The organism is Halomonas sp. LBP4 (assembly GCF_003202205.1).
GTDB classification, from domain to species: domain Bacteria; phylum Pseudomonadota; class Gammaproteobacteria; order Pseudomonadales; family Halomonadaceae; genus Halomonas; species Halomonas flagellata.
On the sequence record NZ_PDOG01000001.1, the window covers coordinates 576986 to 600292 of the forward strand.

Genomic DNA, 23307 nt, shown 5'->3' on the forward strand with positions numbered 1-23307 from the left:
CTAGAACATGCCCAGTTCCAGCTTGGCCTCGTCGCTCATCATCTCACGGCTCCAGGGTGGGTCGAAGACGATCTCGGTGTGCACCTTGCTGATCTGCGGGGCGCCGAGAATCTTGTTGCGGGCATCGGCGGCGATCACGTCGCCCATGCCGCAGCCCGGTGCGGTCAGGGTCATGCGGATGGTGACGATGCGCTCGCCGGTGATCAGCCGCTCGATCCGACAGCCGTAGACCAGGCCCAGGTCGACGATGTTGACCGGGATCTCCGGATCGAAGCAGGTGCGCAACTGGTCCCAGACGAACTGCTCGATCTCGTCGTCGGAGGCCGTCTCGGGCAGGGTCGGGCGCGGCAAGGCCTCGAGCCCCAGGGCATCCAGGTTGGCCCCCTCGATCAGGTAGAGCCGCCCCTCGAAGCCAACGCTGACCGAGCTGCCCTTGGCCTGCATCACGCTGACGAGGCTGTCCTCGACCAGGGTCACGGTCTTGCCGAAGGGAATGGAGATCGCCTCCACGTCGCGCTGCAGCGGCAGCGTCTGGCCCTTCTCGAGGCTGGCAATCTGCTCGATAGTGCTCATGGGGCTCCTTAGCGCACCATGCCGATGACCCGCTCCAGGGCCTCGGCGAAGACATCGACTTCTTCCAGGGTGTTATAGGCGGCGAACGAGGCCCGGCAGGTGGCATCGACGCCGAAGTGCGTCAGCAGCGGCTGGGCACAGTGGTGGCCGGTGCGGATCGCCACGCCGAGCTGATCGATCAGCAGGCCGATGTCCTGGGAGTGAGCCCCGTCGACCACGAACGACAGCACGCCGGCCTTGCCTGGTGCGGTGCCGAGGATGCGCAGGCCGTCGATGCGCAAGACACGTGCGGTGGCGTGCGCCAGCAGGCGCTGCTCCCAGGCGCCGATGGCCTCGAGGCCCAGGGCGTCGACCCACTTCAGCGCGGCGCCCAGGGCGATCACCTCGGCGATGGCCGGGGTGCCGGCCTCGAACTTGTGGGGAATCGCGGCGAAGGTGGTGGGCGTCTCGAAGGAGACGCTCCGGATCATCTCGCCGCCCCCCTGCCAGGGTGGCATCGCCTCGAGCAGCCCGGCCTTGCCGTAGAGCACGCCCGCCCCGGTAGGCCCGTAGACCTTGTGCCCCGAGAAGGCATAGAAGTCGGCATCGATATCGCGCACGTCCACCTTCTGGTGGGGCGCCGCCTGAGCACCGTCGACCAGGATCAGGGCCCCCTCGGCGTGGGCGATCGCCGCCATCTCGCGCACCGGGTTGACGGTACCGAAGGCATTGGAGACATGGTTCACCGCCACCAGTCGGGTGCGTGCGGTGAAAAGCCGACGGTAGGCGTCGAGGTCCAGCACGCCCCGCTCGTCCACCGGAATCACCTTGATCACGATGCCGAGCTCACTGGCCAGCAGCTGCCAGGGCACGATGTTGGAATGGTGCTCGAGCAGCGACACCAGCACCTCGTCGCCCGGCGTCAGGTTGGCCCGGCCCCAGGCGCCTGCCACCAGGTTGATCGCCTCGGTGGTGCCGCGGGTGAAGACGATCTCGCGGCTCTCGGCGGCGTTGAGGAAGGCCCGCACGGTCTCTCGGGTGCCCTCGAAGGCGGCGGTGGCCTCGTCGGCGAGGGTGTGCAGCCCGCGGTGGATGTTGGCGTTGTAGCGGCCGTAGTAGTCGTCGAATACCTCGATCACCTGCCGCGGGGTCTGGCTGGTGGCGGCGTTGTCGAGATACACCAGCGGCCTGCCGTGTACCTGGCGCGCCAGGATCGGGAAATCCGCGCGGACCGCTGTCACGTCGAGGGACGGAACATCAAGTGTGGTGCTGGTGGCCAGGTCAGTCATGGCTGCTTCCCCTCCTCATTGCTCGCCGAGTGCCACGGCGGTTTCCACCAGGCCGGCCAGGTTGAAGCGTTCGGGCAGCTTGCCGGCCACGGCCAGCTCGACCCGTTCGGACACGGCCTCGAGATCCACCTGCTCCATCACCTCGCCGGCGAAGGCCAGGGTCAGCAGGCCGCGGGCGGTCTGCTCGTCGATGCCGCGGGTGCGCAGGGCGTAGATCGCCTCCTCGTCGAGCTGGCCGGTGGTGGCGCCGTGGGAGCACTTGACGTCGTCGGCATAGATCTCGAGTTCGGGCTTGGTGTCGATCTCGGCGCGGTCGGAGAGCAGCAGGTTGGCGTTGTTCTGGTACGCCTCGATCTTCTGGCTGTCGCGCTTGACGATCACCTTGCCGTTGAACACGCCATGGGCGCGGTCGTCGAGAATGCCCTTGTAGTTCTCGTCGGAGAAGGTGTAGGGCGCGTTGTGGTTGACCAGGGTGTGGTTGTCCACGTGCTGGCGCCCCTGGCCGTAGAAGAGGCCGTTGAAGTGGGTCTCCGCCCCCTGACCGTTGAGGTCCGCCACCAGGTCGGTGCGCACCAGGCCGCCGCCCAGGTTCAGGTTGAACGAGGTGAAGCGGCTGTCGCGGGCCTGCTCCACCTGGATGCTGGCCACGTGCAGGTCGCCGAGCGGCGCCTCCTGCAGCTTGTAGTGGGTCAGGATGGCCCCGCGATCCAGCATGATCTCCTCCACCAGGTTGGTGAAGTTGGTCGCGGCCTCCTCGCCCACATGGTGCTCGATCACCGTGGCCTGGCTGCGCCCGCCCGCCTCGACCAGGATGCGCGGGTGGCTCATCACCGGCGCCTCGCCGGCCCGGGAGAGGAACTGCAGGATGATCGGCTTCTCGACCACGGTGCCCGGCGCCAGGCGCAGTACCGCGCCCTCCTCCATGAAGGCGGTGTTGAGCGCCGAGAAGGGCGAGAACTCGACCCCGGTCAGCCGCCCCAGCGGACCGCCCACGGCCTCGTGGTTCTCGACCAGCGCCTGCGACAGCGGCAGCAGCTGCACGCCGGCGGGCAGGTCGTCGAGCCGGGAGAGCGCCGCGGAGAAGACCCCGTCGACGAAGGTCAGGCGGTGCGCCTCGATGGGCAGCGTCAGGGCCGCCGCCGAGGCCTGGGAAAACTCGCCGTCGGTGGCCAGGGCGAAGTCGCCCCGGGCGATGGCGCGCACGTCGGTGTACTTCCACTGCTCGACGCGGCGATGGGGAAAGCCCATGGCCTCGAAGCGGGCGGCGCCGGCCTGGCGCCGGGCGGCGATCCAGGTCGGTTCGGGCCCTCGTGAAGCGGCGCGCTCGGCCAGGCGGTCGAGGAAGCGCGTCACATCGTTCTGAACATCGCTCATGCGGCGGTTTCCTCCAGCAGCCATTCGTAGCCGCGGGCCTCGAGCTCGCGGGCCAGCCCGGCATCGCCGCTCTTGACGATGCGGCCGTCGACCAGCACGTGGACCTTGTCGGGCACCACGAAGTCCAGCAGGCGCTGGTAGTGGGTCACCAGCAGGATGCCGCGATCCTCGGCGCGCAGGCTGTTGACGCCGTCGGCGACCACGCGCATGGCGTCGATATCGAGGCCGGAGTCGATCTCGTCGAGCATCGCCAGCCGCGGCTGCAGCACCAGCATCTGCAGGATCTCGTTGCGCTTCTTCTCGCCGCCGGAGAACCCCTCGTTGACGGCACGCTGCAGGAAGCTGGTGTCCATCTTCATGAAGGCGACCTTCTCCTTGATCAGCTTCATGAACTCCGGCGCCGGGATCTCCCCCTCGCCGCGGGCCGCACGCTGGGCGTTGAGCGCCGCCTTGAGCAGGTAGATGTTCTTGACCCCGGGGATCTCCACCGGGTACTGGAAGCCCAGCAGCAGCCCCGCCTGGGCCCGCTCCTCGATCTCCATCTCCAGGACGTCCCGGCCCTCGAAGGTGATGGAGCCGGCGGTCACCTCATAGCCGTCCTTGCCGGCGATCACCGCGGACAGGGTCGACTTGCCGGCCCCGTTGGGACCCATGATGGCGTGGACTTCCCCGGCGTTGACGGTCAGGCTGAGGCCCTTGAGGATTTCGGAACCCTCGACCGTGACGTGCAGATCCTTGACTTCGAGCATGTTGATTACCTTTGATCCAGTTTGCGCCGCCCGCGCGGCGCCGATACGTTCGGTGGTTTCCGCGGCGGCCTAGCCAACCGCCCCTTCGAGGGTGACATTCAGCAGCGCCTCGGCCTCGACGGCGAACTCCATCGGCAGCTCCTGGAAGACGTCCTTGCAGAAGCCGTTGACGATCATGCTGACCGCATCCTCCTCGGAGATACCGCGGCTCTGGCAGTAGAACAGCTGGTCCTCGCCGATCTTGGAGGTGGTCGCCTCGTGCTCGACGGTGGCGCTGCTGTTGCCGATCTCCTGATAGGGGAAGGTGTGGGCGCCGCACCGGTCGCCGATCAGCAGGGAGTCGCACTGGGTGAAGTTGCGCGCGTTCTTCGCCCGCGGCCCCACCTTGACCAACCCCCGATAGGACTGGTTGGCGCGTCCGGCGGAGATGCCCTTGGAGACGATGTAGGAGCGGGTGCCCTCGCCGATATGAATCATCTTGGTGCCGGTGTCGGCCTGCTGGCGGCCGTTGGTCACCGCCACGGAGTAGAACTCGCCGATGCTGTCGCGGCCGCGCAGCACGCAGGACGGATACTTCCAGGTGATGGCGGAGCCGGTCTCGACCTGGGTCCAGCTGATGCGCGAGCGGTCGCCGCGGCAGTCGCCACGCTTGGTGACGAAGTTGTAGATGCCGCCCTTGCCGTCCTCGTCGCCGGGGTACCAGTTCTGCACCGTGGAGTACTTGATGTAGGCGTCCTCCAGGGCCACCAGCTCGACCACCGCGGCGTGGAGCTGGTTCTCGTCGCGCATCGGCGCGGTGCAGCCCTCCAGGTACGACACCTGGGCGCGGCTCTCGCAGATGATCAGGGTGCGCTCGAACTGGCCGGTGTTGGCGGCGTTGATGCGGAAGTAGGTCGAGAGCTCCATGGGGCAGGTCACGCCCTCGGGCACGAACACGAAGGAGCCGTCGGTGAACACCGCCGAATTGAGCGCCGCGAAGTAGTTGTCCCCCTGGGGCACCACGGTGCCCAGGTACTGCTTGACCAGCTCCGGGTACTCGCGAATCGCCTCGGAGATCGAGCAGAAGATCACCCCCGCCTCGTGCAGCTTCTCCTTGAAGGTGGTGGCCACCGAGACGGAGTCGAACACCGCGTCAACCGCCACCCCGGCCAGCGCCGCCCGCTCGTGCAGCGGAATGCCCAGCTTCTCGTAGGTCTCGAGCAGCTTGGGGTCGACCTCGTCGAGGCTCTGGGGACGGTCCTCCGGCCGCTTGGGCGCGCTGTAGTAGGAGATCGCCTGGTAGTCGATGGCCGGGTAGTCCAGGTGCGCCCAGGAGGGCGGCGTCATCTTCAGCCACTGATGGTAGGCCTTGAGGCGCCACTCGAGCATCCACTCCGGCTCGCCCTTCTTGTTCGAGATGAAGGCGATGGTGCTCTCGTCGAGACCGGGCGGTACCGTGTCGCTCTCGATGTCGGTCACGAACCCTTCCTTGTAGTCGCGACGGACGAGCTGTTCCATTTCCTGACTTGCCATGATGCTTCCCCTCCCGGGCGGTTGGGTCGGCGAGCCGTGCTCGCCTCGGGTAATGAATCCGGTTCGGTGGGCTCAGGCCGTGTCGGCGGCCAGGCTCACGCTCTGTATGGGTAGCTGCACCGGCAGCTTGAGCGGCGCGGTATCGGCCAGGTGGGCCAGCGTCACGCTGTCGAGCAGGGTGCGCACCCCCAGTGAAACGCGCTGCCAGTTGTCGGCGACCCCGCAGGTGGCGGCGAGATCACAGTCGCCCTCGGCGTGGCTGCATTCGGTCATCGCTACCGGCCCCTCGATGGCGGTGATGATGTCGATGGCGGTGATCTTTGATGCCGGCCGCGCCAGGGAGTACCCCCCCTGGGCGCCGCGGTGCGATTCCAGCAATCCCGCCTTGACCAGCATCTTCAGGGTCTTGCTGACCGTGGGATGCGGCAGCTGCACCGCCTCGGCGAGCTCCGCCGCCGCATGCGACTGGTCGGGGTGCCTGGCGATATGCGCCATCACCACCGCGGCATAGTCGGTCAGCCGTGAAAGCTTGAGCATGCCTGACTCCTCAGGGCGCGGGTCTGGACGGACCCGCGATCGATTGGGGACCATTTTAGTCCTGTATGATTTCGATGTGAAGCCCCCCGACCACTTCTCGCGCGCAAGCGGCAGGATGCCGGCATGATCAGCGCCGATCCCATCAAAAACGCCAATCATTCTCATTTGCCACCGCTATCGATCCCCCACCACGCATGGATCGGAACCATCCATTCCACCCATTGCAGATCGTCATCCATTGCCAAAACAAATAGATAACCGGCTCTGCTAAGCTTGTGGCATTCGAACGGGTCAAGTCGATGGGCGTGGCGGAGGGCATCACCAACCTCTCGCACGCCGCTATCGCCCGCGCTCGCTGATCCGCGCGTTGATGGCCGGCTACCGGTAATGGGTTAACCTGAAGCCAGTACGGCACGCATCCTGCCCCAGCCATGGAGCCTCCCATGACCGATGTCCCGCACAACGCCCCCGGCCAGCACTGGAGCGCCAATGGCTATGCCCAGCACGCCGACTTCGTACCGGCCCTGGGGAGCGCCGTGGCCGAACTGCTGGCACCACGACCCGGCGAGCGTATCCTCGACCTGGGCTGTGGCGACGGCGCCCTGAGCGAGGTGCTGGCCGAGTCCGGCGCCACCCTGGTCGGGGTCGATGCCTCGGCCGACATGGTCGACGCCGCCCGGGCCCGTGGCCTGGATGCCCGGGTGGTGGATGCCCACAACCTGCCCTTCGATCACGAGTTCGACGCCGTCTCCAGCAACGCCGCCCTGCACTGGATGCTCAACCACGAGGCGGTGGTCGCCGGCGTCCGGCGGGCGCTGAAGCCGGGCGGACGTTTCGTCGCCGAGTTCGGCGGCCACGGCAATGTCGCCGCCATCTGCACCGCCCTGCTGGCGGCCCTGCAGGTTCGCGGCATCAGCGGCAAGGCCCGTTTCCCCTGGTACTTCCCCACCGCCGACGAGTATCGCGACTGCCTGGAGGCCGCCGGCTTCAGGGTCGAGACCCTCGAGCTGATTCCCCGCCCCACGCCCTTGCCCACCGGCATGGCCGGCTGGCTCGCCACCTTCGCCAACCCCTTCCTGCACGGCCTCGAGGATGACGTGCGCGAGGCGGTGCTGGACGACGCCCTCGCCTGGCTGGCCCCCAGCCTGTGCGACAGCCACGGCAACTGGACGGCCGACTATGTGCGGCTGAGACTCAAGGCACACTGCTGACGGGAGGCACCGCCATGACCCGGGGCCCGATCACGGTCTTCGGCGGCACCGGTTTCCTGGGCCGCGCCATCGTCCGCGAGCTGGCGGACGCCGGCCAGGCGGTGCGCATCGCCGCCCGCCACCCGGCCCTGCCCGACTGGGCCGAGGACGGCGACCGGCTCGAGCCCGTCACCGCCGATATCCGTGACGAGGCCAGCACGGCCGCCGCCCTTGCCGGCGCCAGCGCCACGGTCAATGCGGTGAGCCTCTATGTAGAGTCCCGCCAGGCGAGCTTCGAGGCCATCCATGTGGAAGGCGCAAGCCGCCTGGCGCGCCTGGCGCGCCTGGCCGGTATCGAGCGGCTGGTGCAGATCTCCGGCATCGGCGCTACCCCGCACTCGGCCTCGGCCTATGTGCGTGCCCGGGCCCGGGGTGAAGCCGCCGTGCTCGAGGCCCTGCCCAGGGCGATCATCGTGCGTCCCAGCGTGCTGTTCGGCCCCGGCGACGCCTTCCTCTCCACCCTCGCCGGCCTCACTCGCCTGCCGCTGATCCCGCTGTTCGGCCACGGCGAGACCCGGCTGCAGCCGGTGCATGTGGTGGACGTCGCCCGGGCCCTGATCCGGCTGCTCGGCGAGCCGCTCACCGAGCGCCGGCTGTTCGAGCTGGGCGGGCCGGACGTGATGCGCTACCGCGAGATCCTCGAACTGGTGCTGGCTCACCTGAAGCGCGACCGGCGGCTGCTGCCGGTGCCCTTCGTCGCCTGGCGGACGCTGGCGGCACTGGCCTCGGCCCTGCCCAGCCCTCCCCTGACCCGCGACCAGGTGATCCTGATGCAGCGGGACAACCTCGTCGGTGACGGCGTCGGCACTTTCGACGACCTGGGCATCGGCCCGCGTTCGCTGCGCGATAGCCTGCCGGAGTGCCTGGCCACCGAGTGAGTTCATCGACACCCGTTCCCCCGACAACCCTGCCCCGTCTATGCTGTAGCCACACACTTCGCCTGAATCGCCTTTTCGCTGCACACCCATGGAGCTTGTATTGTGGCCGACGAGAACAGCGTGATCGCCTTCTATGACGAGCGGATGCTGGCCCATGAACCGGATATCGAGGTGCCTTTCCTGCCGGGTCGCATGGACGATCGTATCCGCTCACTGTTGTCGGAGCTGGGCGTCCCCTGGAAGTATCCGGAACACCCCGCCAGGCTCACCGCCATCCGGCATCTTCTGGAACTCGAGCCGGTTCCCGGCGTGATCTTCGAGTCGGGCATGGCGGCGACGCGGGAGCAGCTGGGGCGCGTGCACACCAGTTCCTACCTGGACCACATCTTCGAGCTTCGCGGCCAGAGTGCCTGGCTGGATGTGGACACCACGGCCGTGTCACCCGGTAGCGTCGACGCCGCCGAGGTGGCCGCCGGCACGGCGATCGCCGCCGTCGAGGCCGTCGTCGAGGGAAGAGCCGAGAGCAGTTTCGCGCTGGTGAGACCCCCCGGCCACCATGCCGAGCCGGTGCGCGCCCGCGGCTTCTGCCTGTTCAACAATGTGGCGGTGGCCGCCGCTCATGCCCGCACGGCACTGGGCTGTGCGCGAGTGATGATCGTCGACTGGGATGCCCACCACGGCAACGGCACCCAGGATATCTTCTGGGCCGACCCGGATGTGCTGTTCTTCGACCTGCACCGCGCCGCCCCCTTCTATCCCGGCACGGGGGGTCTCGAGGAGATCGGCATGGGCCTGGGGGATGGCACCAACGTCAATGTTCCCCTCCCCGCCGACGCCGGCGACGCCGCCTACCTCAAGGCCTTTCGCGAGATCCTGGTACCGGCGGCCGACTGGTTCCAGCCCGACCTGATCCTGGTCTCGACCGGTTTCGATCCGCACAGCCATGACCTGGCCCTGGAGGTCTCCTATGACGGCTTCGCCGCCATGACCGGCATCCTCAAGGCCCTGGCCCGCCGGCACTGCCAGGGACGCCTGGTCTTCGTGCTGGAGGGCGGCTACAACCTGATCTCGCTGTCACGCGGTGTCAGGTCGGTGCTGCGGGTGCTGGCCGGCGACGAGCCGCCGGAACCCGGCCAGCGGGGCATCGCCGAGGTCGAGGCCGCGGCGGGCTTTCACCGCGCTGCCTTCGTCGGGCCACCCCCGGACTGACCCGGCGAACGCAGGGAACGGGGCCGGCCAGCCTCGCAGGTGGCACGCAAGCGACTTCCCGGATCACGATGCCGGGCTCGGGCCGGCGGAGTCAGTCGCCCAGGGCGGCGAGTCGCTCGGCCTGGACCACCTCGATCCAGTAGCCATCGCGGTCCTTGACGAAGACCACGTTCTTCATCTTGCCCTGGTCCGAGCGCTTGACGAACTCGACCTCGTTGGCGTCGAACCAGGCCTCGGCCGCCTCGAGATCGGGTACCGAGAAGCAGATATGGCCGAAGCCCTGGGGCTCGGCGTTGCCGTCGTGGTAGGCGAAGTCCGCCTGCTCCTCGGTGCCCCAGTTGTGGGTCAACTCCAGCACGCCGCGCTGGCTGAAGGTCCAGACCGTGCGCTCGCCGGTCGCTTCGGGCACGGTCTCGCCGGCTTCCGGCCGGGCCAGGAAGTAGAGCGAGAATTGCATCTCCTCGAAATCCAGCCGGCGCAGCACGCGCATGCCGAACACCCGGGTATAGAAGGCCAGCGCCCTCTCCGGGTCCTTGATCCGCAGCATGGTGTGGTTGAGGCGAAAGCCGTCGGACTCCGCTGTCGGCGACTGCACGCCGGGATACTGCTCACCCTGAAAGCTCATCTTGATCTCCTTTTCGCTGCACAGTGCGCGGGCACCCCGCCAGGCCGGGTGCCCGCTATCGGATTCAGGCCTCGTCTACCCGCCATGGTGGCCGTACTGGCCCAGGGCCCCGGTGAAGGGCTCCCAGGCACAGGGATCGAGAAAGGCTGCCATGAACGGCGGGCCCGGCGCCAGGGTCTCCCCTCGCCACCGGGCTATCCACGCCACGCGAGGACCAGCCGCCCGTGCGCGTCGAGCCGCACCCCGGTGCCGAACCGCCGCCCTTCCCGATTCAGCATCCGGCACAGCCACTGCGCCTCGTCGGGCGTCGCCCGGTTCAGGCGAAAGTGACGCAGCCGCATGGGCACCAGGACCAGCCGCGCCAGGCGGCCATCGGCCAGCCCGAGCGTCGGCAAGTAGAGCAGCACCAGATCACTGCGGAAGCCCTCGTGCCCGGAGATGCCTTCATAGTCATTGATCAGGTCGCCGCAGCCGTAGAGGATCAGCTTGCCGCGGTGCACCTCGATGCCCAGGGGGTGATGGGAAGAGTGCCCCCAGACGAGATCGACGCCGGCCTCGTCGACGAGCCGATGGGCAAAACGCCGATGCGCGCGAGGAATCTCGTAGCCCCAGTTGCCGCCCCAGTGCAGCGAGACCACGGCGAGGTCCCCCGGCTCCCGACGCCTGGCGATCTCGGTTGCAATGGCACCCACGGCATCGGCCGTGAGCTCGGGCAACAGGTGGATGCCGGGCCGCTCATCGGTGGCCGCCCAGGCCCTGGGGATGCCGCTGCTGGGTGCCCCCAGGGCCAGCAGCCATACCCGGCCCCCCGGCACGTCGAAGGGCACCGGCGCCAGCGCCTCTGCGCGGCGGCGCCCGGCCCCCACGGTGCGCAATCCGGCGCCTTCGAGCACCTCCAGGGTCTCGACGAGGCCATCCGGCCCCCAGTCGAGCACATGGTTGTTGGCCAGCACGCAGCCCTCCACCCCGGCGGCACCGAGCACGGGCAGGTTGGCCGGATGCATGCGGTAGTTGATGCCCTTGGGCTGGGCATCGTCGCTGGTGGTGACCGCCGTCTCCAGGTTGACCAGCCGCAGGTCCGGCGCCAGGCGGTCCAGTTCCTCCAGGGCATCGCCCCAGATGTAGGCGAAGTCCTGGGGCCGGGGGATGGGGCCGGTCGCCCGTTCGGCCAGCGAGACATAGCCGATGGCCGACGTCATGTACGATTCGAAGAGTCGGGGATCGCCGGGATGGGGCAAGACCTGGTCGATGCCGCGCCCGGTCATCACATCCCCGGTCAGCCACAGGGTCGTATCGGTCGCGTCGCGACGTGGGGAAGCCATCGGTGCATGCCTCCGTTATCGGATTCTCTGCGCCTCTTCCCCGGCCAGGGCCTGCTGGTGCTCGTACTCGCGCCGCTTCTGGTCGAGGTAGGTGGCCCGGTCGATCTCGAAGAGCTGGCGGGGGTAGCGCATCGTCAGGGTGAACCAGCGCTGCAGGCTGGCGTCGAGCCGTTCGGCCTCGGGCAGCATGCGGGTATCCAGATGCGCCTCGAGGGCCAGGTAGAAACGCATGACGTTGCGCTCGATCATGCCCCGGGTGCCGCCCACATGGGTCGGCTGCCCGTCCGCTCCCGTGCCTTCCAGCGTGAACCCCACACGATCGCGCCCACCGAAGGTGAAATAGCCACGCAGGGCGAGCCGCGCCCGCATGCCGAAGACCAGGGAGTAGCGCAGCTGGACCAGGCTGTGATCGTCGTCATCGGGCACCGCCCGCAACTGCAGGCGAAAGGCGCGGGTGCCGTAGGGCCCCTCGTCCCCCTCCAGTGCCACATCCAGGTAGCGCGGCTGGCGGGCGACGACCCGCCATCGCAGGTCGAGACGCTCGGCGTCCGCCGGGTTGGCCTGGTCCTGGCGCCCCACGAAAAGCGCCAGGGCAATGCCCTCGGCGCTCCCCCCCGGCCCGTGAAGGCAGCCCTTGACGTTCAGGTGCAGGAAGAGGATCTCGCACCAGGCCGCGGGCGAGGCGAGCTCCTCGGCGAGGCGCTCGAAGGGGTAATGGACCCGGGCGTGGACGCGGCCGCTCACCGAGTAGCTGCGCGCTTCCGACTCGACCTGCAGGGGCTCGTCGAAGGGGGAGCCGGCAATCACCTCCCGCCAGCTATCGCGCAGCCAGTCGTCCTGGGCCACGGCTGGTCCCGGCAGCAGCCAAGCCAGCCACGCCCAGAGCACCAGCCACACCGCCCAGGCGAGGCGATCCGCCCGGTCCGGGGGTATTCGCCGATATCCTCGTTCCATAGCGCCGGCGACTCCTGGATAAGGCCCTCCATCGGTGCGATGCATTCGGGCGCCTGGAGCACCTCCAGCTCGACGCCTCGGGAGCGCAGCAGCGCTTCCTCGCCGAGGAAGGTGCGGCTCTCGCCGATCACCACCCTCGGGATGCCGTAGAGCAGTGCTGCCCAGCTGCACCCGCCGGTTGCGCCCACGGTCGATGCCCACGCCCCGGTGCACCAGCACCGAGCCGATGGGAATGCCCCCTTCGGCGAGCCCCTGGCGGGCCTCCTCCCGGGCGGCCTGCATGTCCATGTCCACTCGTGAGGCTCCTGAGGCGGGACCATGCGAGTAGAGTACGTCGCCCTGCCCCCTCTCGCCAGGCCCCGTTTCGCCTGGCGCAGACAGCCCATGACGGCCACTCTTGCTAGGGAAGTTCGTGAAGAGGGAGGTATTTGCCCATGGAGCCCGAGAACATGACCGATCGCCCGATCCCGCCCCGCATCCTGGTCTTCGCCGGCAGCGCCCGGGAGGACTCTTTCAACAAGCAGCTGGCCCGCCTGGCCGCCGATCGCATCGAGGCGCTGGGCGGCGAGCCCACCTTCATCGACCTGCGCGACTACCCGTTGCCGCTCTACGACGGCGACCTGGAGGCCGAGAGCGGCCTGCCCGAGAACGCCCTGGCTCTGCGCAGGCTACTGGCCGAGCACCAGGGCCTGCTGATCGCCTCGCCGGAGTACAACGGCTTCATCACGCCACTGCTCAAGAACACCATCGACTGGCTCACCCGCCCCCATGAAGGCGACAGCGGGCTCAAGCTGTTCCAGGGGCGGGTCGCCGCGGTGGTCTCCGCCTCCCCCGGCGGGCTCGGTGGTATCCGCAGCCTGGCGCTGATCCGCCAGTTACTGGGCAATATCGGCGTGACGGTGCTGCCCGACCAGCTCGCCGTCGCCCGGGCCGCGGAGGCCTTCGATGACGACGGCAGCCTGGCAAGCGACGGCCAGCAGCAGAAGCTGGACACCATCTGCCGGCGGCTGATCGACACACTGGTCAGGCTCGGCGCCTGAGGCCCGCGATCCGGCGGGCCGGCCCGCAAAGTCAGCCATACTGACAGCGGAGCTTGGCAACCGGAGGCATCGGCATGGCGCAGGACGCACTCGATGGCCCTTTTCGTCATCGCTACCTGACCCACGAGGCGCTGACGCGACAGCTCGAGGAGTGGGCGCAGGCCTTCCCGCAGCTGGCTCGCCTGCAGAGCATCGGTACCACCCCCCAGGGGCGCGACATCTGGGTGCTGACCATCGGCCCCGAGCCGGAGCGTCGACGCCCCGGCGTCTGGGTCGACGGCAACATGCACGGAACCGAGCTGGCCGGCTCCAGTGTCGCCCTGGCCGTGGCCGAGGCAGCCCTGGCGCTGCACCTCGACCCCGAGGCCCTGCCAGGTGGCTGGCCCGAGCACCAGCGCCGCTTCCTGCGCGAGGTGCTGTTCTACGTCTGCCCGCGCATCTCGCCGGACGGCGCCGAGCAGGTGCTGCGCCAGCGCGGGTTCGTGCGCTCCGCCCCACGGCGCACCCCGGACAGCCCCGCCAGGCCCCACTGGCGTACCGAGGACCTGGACGGCGACGGCCAGTGCCGCTACCTGCGCCGACACGACGAGGCCGGCGACTTCGTCGAGTCGCCCGACCACCCCGGCCTGATGCTGCCGCGCCGGGTGGAAGACCCGCCGCCCTACTGGCGCCTCTATCCCGAGGGCGTGATCGCACACTGGGACGGCGTGACGATCCCCGAACCCGACTGGCTGCGCGATACGCCGGACTTCAACCGCCACTTCCCCTGGGGCTGGCGGCCGGAGCCCGATCAGCTCGGCGCCGGCCACTACCCTGGCGACGAGCCCGAGCCCCGTGCCGTCATCGACTTCGCCCTCGCCCACCCCAACCTCTATGCCTGGCTGAACCTGCACACCTTCGGCGGCGTGTTCATCCGCCCGCTCGCCGATGCCCCCGACGATCGCATGGACCAGCACGACCTCGCCCTCTACCGGCAACTGGCCGCCTGGGGCCAGTCGCTGGTCGGCTACCCCACCGTCAGTGGCTTCGAGGAGTTCACCTACGAGCCGGACACCCCGCTGCACGGCGACCTCACCGACTTTGCCTACCATCAGCGAGGCTGCGTGGCCCAGGTCTGCGAACTCTGGGACCTCTTCCACCGGCTCGGCCGCCCCCGGCCCGAGCGTTTCATCGATCACTACACCGCCTTCGACCGCGAGGAGATGGAACGACTGGCACAGTGGGACCTCGTCAACAACCACGGTCGCCTGTTCCACCCCTGGCACCCCCTGGACCATCCGCAGCTGGGGGCGGTGGAGGTCGGTGGGCTGGATGCCTGCATCGGCATCTGGAACCCGCCGCCGGAGATCCTGCCGGCGATCTGCAACGGCCTGGTCACCTACTGGCTCCAAGTCGCCTCCCTCCTGCCGCGGCTGGTGATCGAGGCGGTGCGCTGCACATCCCTCGGCGACGGCTACCACGAGCTGACGGTGACAGTGGCCAACCACGGCTACCTGCCGAGCTATGGCGTGCAGGCCGCCCGCGAACGGCCCTGGAACAGCGGTGTCGAGGCCACGGCCAGCGCCGTGGGCTGCCGGCTGCATGACCCCGGCCAGGCTCGCCAGGTGCTGGGTCACCTGGAGGGCTGGGGCCGCGGGCTGGGCGACACCGCCCAGATGCCCTGGTTCCAGCGCTCCCGAGGCAACGGCCACCAGGCCCGTGTATGCTGGGTGATCCTGGGCGAGGGCGAGGTGACCGTGCGGATCGGCAGCCCGCGGCTGGGTGAGGTGCACCAGACGATCCCGCTCCCCGGGGAGTCCGGTGCACCGGGCGCCTGCTGAGCGGCCGCGACGCCTCTGCCCATGCGGCGGGTGATGCCCCCAAAGGAGGAGCATGTGATGGACATAGCACTGAAGGACGTCACCCGCGAGAACTTCGAGGCCGTCATTGCGCTGGAGGTAGCGACATCGCAGCGTGACTATGTCGCTGACAATCTGTACTCCATTGCCGAAGCGAGCTTCCATCCGACTTATCATCCTCGCGCCATCTATTGCGACGGGGAAGTGGTCGGCTTTCTCATGTACGAATCCTTCGACCACGACGACCGGCCGCCTGCCTACAACATCTTCCGTCTCATGGTCGACCGACACCATCAGGGAAGAGGCATCGGGCACAGGGCCATGCAGTGCGTGCTGGACGAGATCAGGGCACAGGGCCCCTTCGAGCGGATCGCGATCTGCTATGTGCCCACCAACCAGGTCGCCCGGGACTTCTACGCCAGTCTCGGCTTCCAGGAGACGGGGCTGAGCGAGGAGACCGGCGAGGTCATCGCCGAGATCCGGGGGTGACGATGTCGCTCCCCCGTCGCCGACCCGGGCAGGCGCCCGGCGTCAGTCGCCACCCTGCCCGGCGGCGCCGAGCAGGCCCTCGAGCTCGCTCTCCCTGACGCCGAGCATGAGCAGGATCTGCCGTTGGGCGGCCTCGAGAAGGTTCCGCCGTTCCTCCTCCTCGGGCAGGCTCTTGGCGATGGCGACGGCGCCCACCAGGGAGGCGAGGATGGCGCGGGACTTCTCGGCGATGACCTGGCGATCGGGCTCGAAGGGCAGTTGCTTCAGGCGGCTCAGGGCGATGAGCCGGGTTTCCAGCATCTTCCTCATGCGCTGGTAAGAGGCCTCGAACAGGGTCCTGATCTCGGCGTTCTCGTTGCCTATCTCATTGAACAGCACCGTTTCCGGCCCCGGCTTGTGCTTGCGCTCCAGTTCCTGGAGGTTCCAGTAGTTGGCCACCAGGGCCGTCAGGTGCTTCACTGACAAGGGCCCCTTGACCAGTCGCGCCGCGCGGCTGCCCTCCAGGGTTTCATGGACGGAGGCATTGTAGAGGGCCTCCTTCGATGCGAAGTGGGCATAGAAGGCGCCATGGGTCATCTTCGCCAGCTTCATGATCTGCCCGATGGAGACCTTGTCGAAGCCATGGCGACAGAACAACTCGGTGGCGGACGTCAGGATGCGCTCCCTGGATCTCGCCTTGTGCGCTGCTGAATATGGCATGACCACCTCGCCGTCACGAGACTGAATATTATCTTGATCATATCTAGCCCGATGCTAGGTTGGCCGCGACCCTTGACCTTCAGGAGACACCATGGAATCACCGATCGTCATCACGGGCATGGGCATGATCAGTCCCCTCGGATGCGGCGTCAAGGCAGCATGGCGCCGCCTGCTCGAGGGGCGTTCGGGCATCGGCCCGATCACCCGCTTCGACACCGGCGACCTGCCGATCAAGATCGCCGGGCTGGTCCCCACGATCGGCGACGACACCGAGGCCGGCTTCGACCTCGACCGGGTCGCCGACAGCAAGGAGCGCCGCAAGCTGGAGCTGTTCAGCCTCTACGCCCTGGCCGCCGCCCAACAGGCGCTGACCCAGGCCGGCTGGTTCCCCGAGGACGAGGCCGGACAGCAGGCCACCGCAACCATCGTGGGCACGGGAATCGGCGGCCTTCCCACCATCACCCAGGCGCAGGACACCCTGGTGCAGCGCGGCTACCGGCGCCTCTCCCCCTTCACCGTGCCGGCCTTCCTGGCCAACATGGCGGCGGGCAACCTCTCCATCCGGTACGGCTTCCGGGGCCCGCTGGGCTGCCCGGTCACGGCGTGCGCGGCGGGCCTCCAGGCCATCGGCGACGGCATGCGCCTGTTGCGCAGCGGCGAGGCCGATGTCGCCCTGGTGGGCGGCGCCGAGGCCTGTGTCGACCCGCTCTCGCTGGCCGGCTTCCACGCGCTGAAGGCGCTCTCCACCGAACGGGATGAGCCCACCCGAGCCTCGCGGCCCTTCGACCGGGCACGCAACGGCTTCGTGATCGGCGAGGGAGCGGGACTGATGGTGATCGAGACCCTGGCGCACGCCGAGGCGCGTGGTGCGACGCCGCTCGCGATCCTCAGCGGGTACGGCACCAGCGCCGACGCCTACCACATCACCGCCGGACCGGAAGACGGTGCCGGCGCCGCCGCGGCCATCCGGGCCGCCCTGCGCATGGCACAGCTGTCGCCCGAGGAGATCGGCTACATCAACGCCCACGCCACCTCGACGCCCGTGGGCGACCGCGCCGAGATCGCCTCGCTCAGGAGCGTGTTCGGGGATAGGCTCGCGGGCATCCCGATCTCCTCCACCAAGTCGGCCACCGGCCACCTGCTGGGCGCCGCCGGCGGTATCGAAAGCATCTTCTCCAGCCTGGCGGTGATGCAGGACCGGCTCCCCCCGACCCTGAACCTGGAGACCCCCGACGACGACATGCGGGACCTGGACTTCGTGCCCGGGGCGGCGCGCGACCAGCTCACCCGGCACGTCCTGTGCAACGGCTTCGGCTTCGGCGGGGTGAACGCCGCCCTGATCGTCAGCAAGGTGTAGGGGCACACCCGGGGAGGACGGCGAGGCGGCCCCCGGTCACGGAAGCCGCCCTTCCCGGGCCAGACGCCGCCGCACCCAGCGGCGGTAGGCCCGTTCCAGCAGCGCCTTCACCCCGGGCAGGTCGAGCAACCAGGCCAGCGGCCTGAGCCGCGGCACCCGGCGCATCAGCAGGATATAGGCGTCGATGCCTTCCACGATGCGCCCGCGGTGATCCTCCACATGCAGCGACAGCAACGCCTCGCGGGGCTCCACGCCCCGCTCTCGCAGCCGGGCCGCGTTATCGGTGACATCGATCCACTCCACCGCCTCGGCCGCCCCGCCGGCCCACCGTTCATAGCGCGCCCGGTCGCGCCGGCAGCCGGGACAGACGGCGTCGTAGTAGACCTTGAGGAGGGGCAGATCGCTCATGGGGGCTCCCATCGCCGGCGGTGTCGGCCAATGTCGGGGTACGCCTCAGAGCGTACCATGACCCAGCCGCCCGGGCTTCCTGAGAACCCAGGTGCCTTCTTCATCTCCCGGGTTTCGGATATCGTGGATTGACCCGTTGACGCACACCTCTGTCGGGAGCGAGGTTCACCGTGGCACTCGAACCGGGACGGCTCTGGCGCAGCCGCTTCAAGAATGGCCTGCAGACCCTGCTGATCATGGCCGGACTGGCCCTGGTGCTCTCCGTGCCGGGCTATCTCCTCGCCGGCGCCGGCGGCGTGCTCCTGTGCCTCGCGTCGGCGCTGCTGGCGGTGTATTTCAGCGGCTGGATCCCGGCCCGCCTGATCCTGGCCAACGCCGGCGCCGGGCTGCTCCGCCCTCACCAGGCCCCGGAACTCTATCGGGTCCTCGATATCCTCTATCGTCGGGCCGGCCTGGAGATCGCCCCGCTGCTCTACTACGCCCCGTCGCGTGACCTCAACGCCTTCGCCGTGGGTAGCCGGCACGACGGCGGCATTGCGGTCACCGAGGGCCTGCTGCGGGCGCTGGACCTGCGCCAACTGGCCGGCGTGCTCGCCCACGAGGTGAGCCACCTGCGCCACGGCGACACCCGGGTGATGTCGATGGCCGCCGCCATGACCCGCCTGACAATCTGGGTGACGACCCTGGTGCAGATCAGCCTGCTGGTGATGCTGCCCCTGGTCATGGCCGGGGAGCTCGTCGTGCCGTGGCTGCCACTGCTGCTGCTGGCCCTTGCCCCGACCCTCAGCACCTTGCTGCAGCTCGCGCTCTCCCGCAACCGCGAATACACTGCCGACCTGGAAGCCGCCGCCCTCACCGGCGACCCCCACGGCCTCGCCTCGGCCCTGGACGTGCTGGAGCGCTACCACGGCAGCTGGCTGACGACGATGTACGGCCGCTACCAGCCCGCCTGGCTCGACTGGCTGCGCACCCACCCGCCGACGGAAACGCGCATCCGCCGGCTGCGGGAGCTCGGCGCACAGCCCCGACAGGCCGGCCCCCCTCCGGTCATCCGGATCCCCGCCGAGGAGCCCCCGATCATCCTCGAACGCCCCGGCCCGCTGGGCGGACGCTACTGGATCCTGCGGCGCTGACGGGCCTCCTGGTCGCGCCAGACCTCGGCGATCTCCGCCTTGCTGTGGCTGACCAAGCTCCATCAGCGCAGGATCCCCTCACCCAGTGGCTCGCCGCCGCCCCATGGCCTCGCAAGGCGGGAGTCGCATGGTCACCCGATTTTCCTCCGCACCTGGTCCAACGCCTCGGTCAGCTCCGGCGCCATGGCGATGGCGTTGCTCTCGTGGGCGATGCAGTCGGTGCTCCAGATCTCGTCGACGCCGGCGGCCTTGATCACCGCCAGCGCATCGCCGGCGAAGAGCGCATGGGTGATGGCCACATCGACCGAGGCGGCGCCGGCGGCGAGCACTTGCTCGGCGGCGCGGGCGAGAGTGTGGCCGGAGCTGGCGACGTCGTCCATCAGCACCACCCGGCGGCCGGAAAGGTCCAGGTCGGGAAGCTGGATCTCCACCTCCCGGTCGCCGTGGCGCACCTTGCGGCATACGCCGAAGTCGAAGCCGGTGACCTCGGCGGCACCCTGCACCCACTGCCGCGCCTCCTCGTCGGGGCCGAGCAGCAGCGCCTCGCGGCGTTTCCTGGCGATCAGCTCGGCCAGGCGTGGTGCGCCGGAGAGCGCGATGGCGTGCTCGATGGGGATCGCCTGGTCGAGGCGATTGATGCGGTGCAGGTGCGGATCCACGGTGATCACGGCGTCGAACAGCTCGGCGAGAAAGCCGCCGACGATGGTCTGGCTGACGATCTCGCCGGGGTGGAAGGCGATGTCCTGGCGCATGTAGGCCAGGTATGGCGCCACCAGCACCAGGCGTGTCACGCCCTGCCGCCGGGCATGGCGGGCGAGCAGCAGCAGCTCGATCAGCTTGTCGTTGGGGCGGTCGAGGCTGCGGTAGATCACCAGGGTGTCGGGAAAGGTGCCGGCCTCGGCGAAGGGAAGCCGGAGTTTGAGCTCCTCGTCGGGGAAGCGGTGGCGGTCGACGGCATGGGCGGCCAGGCCGGCGGTCTCGGCCAGGCGGGTGGCGGGGGCCGCCTCGTCGGGGAAATGGAGCAGTGCAATGGTCATCAGAACTCCACGTTCAAACGGGTGATCTCGTCGGCGCGTCCGAGGGTGACACCGCTGTCGCGCTCGCTGGACCGGTGGGCGAAGGCAAGCTCGTTGCGGTAGGCGGCATGCACGCGGTAGAGCGGCTGGCCGGCCCCTACCGTATCGCCGATGCGCACGAACGCATCGACCCCGGCACCGGCGGCCATGGGGGCGCCGGCCAGGTGGGCGATGCGCGCCAGCTTGAGGTTATCGATGGCGGTGACCACGCCGGCCGCGGGCGCCACGACCTCGAAGCTCTGGGGCGCCAGCGGCGGGTCGTCCGGGTCGAAGGGCTTCTCGCCCTGGGCGCGGATGATCGCCTGCATCTTCTCGAGTGCCCGGCCGGAGTCGAGGATGTCCCGGGCGATGCCGAAGCCGTCGCCGCCGCGCACGTCGGGGTCGAACTCCAGCATCCGCCCGGCCAGGCGCAACGACTTCTGGCGCAGGTCCATGGGCGCCTCGGGGTGGTTGGCGAGCACGCGCATCACGTCGCGGGCCTCGAGCACCGGGCCGATGCCACGGCCGATGGGCTGGCTGCCGTCGGTGATCACCACGTCCAGGGTCAGCCCCAGGCACTTGGCGACGAACTCGAACAGCCGGCGCAGCTGCCGGGCCTCGGGCATCGAGCGCACCTTGGCGTGGGGCCCCACGGGGATGTCGAGCAGCAAATGGGTGGAGCCGGCGGCGGCCTTCTTGGAGAGGATGGAGGCGACCATCTGGCCGGGCGAGTCGATGGCGAGCGGCCGCTCCACCGAGATCAACACGTCGTCGGCGGGCGAGAGCTGGCTGGTGCCGCCCCAGGCCAGGCAGCCACGATGGGTGCGCACGATATCGCCCAGGTCATCGAAGGGCAGGTCCACCCTGGCCAGCACCTCCATGGTGTCGGCGGTGCCCGAGGGCGAGGTGATCGCCCGCGACGAGGTCTTGGGGCAGAGCAGGCCATGGGCGGCGACGATGGGCACCACCAGCATGGAGGTACGGTTGCCGGGAATGCCGCCGATGCAGTGCTTGTCGACCACCGGGTGTTCGTGCCAGTCGAGCCGGCGTCCGACGCGACTCATGGCGTCGCTGAGGTAGAACACCTCCTCGCGGTCGAGCTCGCCACGGTTGCAGGCGACCACGAAGGCGGTCAATTCGATCTTGGAGTAACGCAGCTCGGCGATGTCATGGATGATGTCGCGGAAGTCATCCCGGGAGAGACGCTCGCCGACGAGCTTGCGGTGCAGGGCGGGAATCGAGGCCGGCGGCTCGGCCTGGGAGACGCTGACCGGGTGGCCCTCCCCCGCCCCCAGCGAGGCGTAGGCGTCCTCCGAGAGACCGAGCTGGTCGCAACCGACGATGGCGGTGTCGTCCACCACGTTGAGGCTCGCCAGGATGCGCTGGCCGTTGGCGCGCACCTCGACCTTGGAGAGCGCCTGGAAGCCCTCGGCACGATACAGCGCGCAGTCGCGGTGCAGGTAGGCGACGTTCTCGCGGTAGGTGTCGATGCCCACGCGCTTCAGCTTGAGCGGCGAGAGGGTATCGTCCAGAGCGTCGACATCGGGGCGGGTCTTCTTCATGGCGCCTTCCATGCAGCAGGAGCCGGCGCACTGGCCGCCCCCCTGTCACGAGTGTGACGGATGGCTCCATCCTAGCAGCGCCCCGATAAGGCGTCATTTGATCGGGCGCAAGAGCGCCCGGCTCGTCCCCTGCCGAGGCGAAGGCGTGGCCTCTCAGACCTCGCGGCCCAGCAGGGCCTTGTCGAACGGGTAGCGCGAGAAGTCGAAGTAGTAGCCATCTCGCCGGTTCGCTGCCGACCCCACCACTTTGGAGTTGTGCAGGAAGTAGCCGAGCATGTTGCGCGAGCCGGTGCCGTCTCGTCGGCGAGCAGGAGGGCCTGCCGCCCCAGGGTCAGGTGCTCAGGCCTTCTTGACGAACTCGGACTTCAGCTTCATGGGGGAGTCCTGGTTGCGGGAGGATCGGATGAGGCCGGAAGGCCTACACCGCCCGGCGATGCGGCACCAGCCGCGGTGACCCGGTGCGAGACGCCGCCTTTGGCGTTAGGCTGGCTGAACAGACATGAAACCCGACAGGACAGGACATGAGAGTCGCGATCATGGGCAGCGGTGGCGTCGGCGGCTATCTCGGCGCACGCCTGGCCGCGGCCGGCGAGGAGGTCACCTTCATCGCCCGCGGTGAGCATCTGGCGGCCATCCGCCGCGACGGACTGAAGGTCTCGAGTATCAAGGGTGACGTCACCATTGCCCCGGCCAGCGCCACCGATGACCCCGCCGCCGTGGGCGTGGTGGACTGCGTACTGGTCGCGGTGAAGGCATGGCAGGTGCATGAGGCCGCCGAGGCGATTCGTCCCATGGTCGGCCCCGAGACCCTGGTGGTGCCACTGGAGAACGGCGTCGAGGCGGCCGACATCCTGGCCGGGGTGCTGGGCAAGGGGCCGGTGCTCGACGGCCTGTGCGGCATCCTCGCCTGGCGTGAGAGTCCGGGTCATATCCGCCATGCCGGAGTCGATCCCTTCGTGCGCTTCGGCGAACGTGACAACCGGGCGAGCGAGCGCACCGCCCGGCTCAAGGCCGCCTTCGACAGGGCCGAGGGGGTGAGCGCCGAGGTCCCCGACGACATCCAGGCAAGCGTGTGGAGCAAGTTCCTGTTCATCTGCGCCATGAGTGGCATCGGCAGCATCAGCCGCGCGACGATCGGCGAGACCCGCACCCTGCCCGAGACCCGCGCGCTGATCGAACGGATACTGGCCGAGATCGAGGCCGTGGCCCGGGCCTGCGGGGTGGCGCTACCGGGCGACGCCGTGGCCCGGGCGATGCAGTTCATCGACGCCCTGCCTCCCGAAAGCACCGCCTCCATGCAGCGTGACATCATGGCCGGTCGGCCCTCCGAGCTGGAGTCCCAGAACGGCGCCGTGGTGAGGCTTGGACTGCAGTACGGCGTGGCCACCCCGGTCAATGCGGTGATCCACGCCGCCCTGCTGCCCCAGGAGAGAAAGGCCCGGGAGAACGCATGACGCTCCGCCGTGACGGGAAGG

General features: G+C 68.9%; 23 protein-coding genes. 9 read left to right on the top strand and 14 right to left on the bottom strand.

Annotation, left to right across the window (positions count from 1 at the left end):
• The 6 genes from sufT to CR157_RS02775 all read right to left on the bottom strand — a co-directional run bounded on the left by sufT (window position 1) and on the right by CR157_RS02775 (window position 6013).
• Complete coding sequence (gene sufT / locus CR157_RS02750; protein WP_110281997.1) at window positions 1-573, bottom strand: putative Fe-S cluster assembly protein SufT; 573 nt, start codon at window positions 571-573, stop codon at window positions 1-3.
• An 8-nt stretch (window positions 574-581) separates the two neighbouring features.
• Window positions 582-1841 (bottom strand): cysteine desulfurase, encoded by a 1260-nt coding sequence (locus CR157_RS02755; protein WP_110281998.1) that lies wholly within the window; start codon window positions 1839-1841, stop codon window positions 582-584.
• 15 nt (window positions 1842-1856) lie between these two features.
• The gene (sufD, locus tag CR157_RS02760) at window positions 1857-3215 is read right to left on the bottom strand and encodes a Fe-S cluster assembly protein SufD (RefSeq protein WP_110281999.1); all 1359 of its coding nucleotides are present in this window, start codon (window positions 3213-3215) and stop codon (window positions 1857-1859) included.
• Window positions 3212-3964: a Fe-S cluster assembly ATPase SufC gene (gene sufC / locus CR157_RS02765; RefSeq protein ID WP_110282000.1), complete on the bottom strand. Its 753-nt coding sequence runs from the start codon at window positions 3962-3964 to the stop codon at window positions 3212-3214. The genes sufD and sufC overlap by 4 nt, the downstream gene beginning before the upstream one ends.
• 69 nt (window positions 3965-4033) lie before the next feature.
• Complete coding sequence (gene sufB, locus CR157_RS02770; protein ID WP_110282001.1) at window positions 4034-5476, bottom strand: Fe-S cluster assembly protein SufB; 1443 nt, start codon at window positions 5474-5476, stop codon at window positions 4034-4036.
• Between the two features lie 72 nt (window positions 5477-5548).
• Window positions 5549-6013, bottom strand: coding sequence for an SUF system Fe-S cluster assembly regulator (locus CR157_RS02775; protein ID WP_110282002.1), 465 nt, complete (start codon window positions 6011-6013; stop codon window positions 5549-5551).
• 443 nt (window positions 6014-6456) lie between these two features.
• On the opposite strand from CR157_RS02775, the gene CR157_RS02780 reads away from it, so the two are divergent.
• The 3 genes from CR157_RS02780 to CR157_RS02790 all read left to right on the top strand — a co-directional run bounded on the left by CR157_RS02780 (window position 6457) and on the right by CR157_RS02790 (window position 9350).
• Window positions 6457-7224, top strand: a complete 768-nt coding sequence (locus CR157_RS02780) for a class I SAM-dependent methyltransferase (RefSeq protein WP_110282003.1) — start codon at window positions 6457-6459, stop codon at window positions 7222-7224.
• Between the two features lie 14 nt (window positions 7225-7238).
• Window positions 7239-8141, top strand: coding sequence for a complex I NDUFA9 subunit family protein (locus tag CR157_RS02785; protein ID WP_110282004.1), 903 nt, complete (start codon window positions 7239-7241; stop codon window positions 8139-8141).
• 102 nt (window positions 8142-8243) lie between these two features.
• Window positions 8244-9350 carry a histone deacetylase family protein gene (locus CR157_RS02790; protein ID WP_258364045.1) on the top strand — a complete coding sequence of 369 codons (1107 nt, stop codon included), beginning with the start codon at window positions 8244-8246 and terminating at the stop codon, window positions 9348-9350.
• Window positions 9351-9441: 91 nt separating this feature from the next.
• Here CR157_RS02790 and gloA read toward each other — a convergent pair whose 3' ends face one another.
• The 3 genes from gloA to CR157_RS02805 all read right to left on the bottom strand — a co-directional run bounded on the left by gloA (window position 9442) and on the right by CR157_RS02805 (window position 12251).
• Window positions 9442-9975: a lactoylglutathione lyase gene (gene gloA / locus CR157_RS02795; RefSeq protein WP_110282005.1), complete on the bottom strand. Its 534-nt coding sequence runs from the start codon at window positions 9973-9975 to the stop codon at window positions 9442-9444.
• A gap of 194 nt (window positions 9976-10169) precedes the next feature.
• Window positions 10170-11297 carry a CapA family protein gene (locus tag CR157_RS02800; protein ID WP_110282006.1) on the bottom strand — a complete coding sequence of 376 codons (1128 nt, stop codon included), beginning with the start codon at window positions 11295-11297 and terminating at the stop codon, window positions 10170-10172.
• Between the two features lie 15 nt (window positions 11298-11312).
• Window positions 11313-12251 (bottom strand): hypothetical protein, encoded by a 939-nt coding sequence (locus CR157_RS02805; RefSeq protein ID WP_181421939.1) that lies wholly within the window; start codon window positions 12249-12251, stop codon window positions 11313-11315.
• Window positions 12252-12700: 449 nt separating this feature from the next.
• On the opposite strand from CR157_RS02805, the gene CR157_RS02815 reads away from it, so the two are divergent.
• From CR157_RS02815 to CR157_RS02825, 3 genes are all read left to right on the top strand, one after another.
• Window positions 12701-13291, top strand: coding sequence for an NADPH-dependent FMN reductase (locus CR157_RS02815; RefSeq protein WP_219999868.1), 591 nt, complete (start codon window positions 12701-12703; stop codon window positions 13289-13291).
• A gap of 74 nt (window positions 13292-13365) precedes the next feature.
• Window positions 13366-15111, top strand: a complete 1746-nt coding sequence (locus CR157_RS02820) for a M14 family metallopeptidase (RefSeq protein ID WP_110282009.1) — start codon at window positions 13366-13368, stop codon at window positions 15109-15111.
• A gap of 57 nt (window positions 15112-15168) precedes the next feature.
• A complete protein-coding gene (locus tag CR157_RS02825; protein WP_181421940.1) occupies window positions 15169-15618 on the top strand; it encodes a GNAT family N-acetyltransferase in 450 nt (149 codons plus the stop codon).
• 42 nt (window positions 15619-15660) lie between these two features.
• On the opposite strand, the gene CR157_RS02830 is transcribed toward CR157_RS02825, so the two are convergent.
• Window positions 15661-16317, bottom strand: a complete 657-nt coding sequence (locus tag CR157_RS02830; RefSeq protein WP_110282011.1) for a TetR/AcrR family transcriptional regulator — start codon at window positions 16315-16317, stop codon at window positions 15661-15663.
• 91 nt (window positions 16318-16408) lie between these two features.
• On the opposite strand from CR157_RS02830, the gene fabF reads away from it, so the two are divergent.
• Window positions 16409-17674: a beta-ketoacyl-ACP synthase II gene (gene fabF / locus CR157_RS02835; RefSeq protein ID WP_110282012.1), complete on the top strand. Its 1266-nt coding sequence runs from the start codon at window positions 16409-16411 to the stop codon at window positions 17672-17674.
• Between the two features lie 36 nt (window positions 17675-17710).
• Here fabF and CR157_RS02840 read toward each other — a convergent pair whose 3' ends face one another.
• Window positions 17711-18082: a thiol-disulfide oxidoreductase DCC family protein gene (locus tag CR157_RS02840; protein WP_110282013.1), complete on the bottom strand. Its 372-nt coding sequence runs from the start codon at window positions 18080-18082 to the stop codon at window positions 17711-17713.
• A 170-nt stretch (window positions 18083-18252) separates the two neighbouring features.
• Between CR157_RS02840 and CR157_RS02845 the strand changes: the two genes are divergently transcribed.
• The gene (locus tag CR157_RS02845; RefSeq protein WP_258364046.1) at window positions 18253-19215 is read left to right on the top strand and encodes a zinc metalloprotease HtpX; all 963 of its coding nucleotides are present in this window, start codon (window positions 18253-18255) and stop codon (window positions 19213-19215) included.
• A gap of 131 nt (window positions 19216-19346) precedes the next feature.
• Here CR157_RS02845 and CR157_RS02850 read toward each other — a convergent pair whose 3' ends face one another.
• From CR157_RS02850 to CR157_RS22930, 3 genes are all read right to left on the bottom strand, one after another.
• Window positions 19347-20252, bottom strand: a complete 906-nt coding sequence (locus tag CR157_RS02850) for a ribose-phosphate diphosphokinase (protein ID WP_110282014.1) — start codon at window positions 20250-20252, stop codon at window positions 19347-19349.
• Entirely contained in the window at window positions 20252-21832 is a 1581-nt protein-coding gene (locus tag CR157_RS02855) for a thymidine phosphorylase family protein (protein ID WP_110282015.1), read from the bottom strand. Before CR157_RS02855 ends, CR157_RS02850 begins: the two co-directional genes overlap by 1 nt.
• Before the next feature lie 153 nt (window positions 21833-21985).
• Complete coding sequence (locus CR157_RS22930) at window positions 21986-22108, bottom strand: hypothetical protein (RefSeq protein ID WP_258364047.1); 123 nt, start codon at window positions 22106-22108, stop codon at window positions 21986-21988.
• A gap of 245 nt (window positions 22109-22353) precedes the next feature.
• Here CR157_RS22930 and CR157_RS02860 point away from each other — a divergent pair, with 245 nt between their 5' ends.
• Window positions 22354-23286 (top strand): 2-dehydropantoate 2-reductase, encoded by a 933-nt coding sequence (locus CR157_RS02860; protein ID WP_110282016.1) that lies wholly within the window; start codon window positions 22354-22356, stop codon window positions 23284-23286.
• Window positions 23287-23307: the final 21 nt, after the last annotated feature.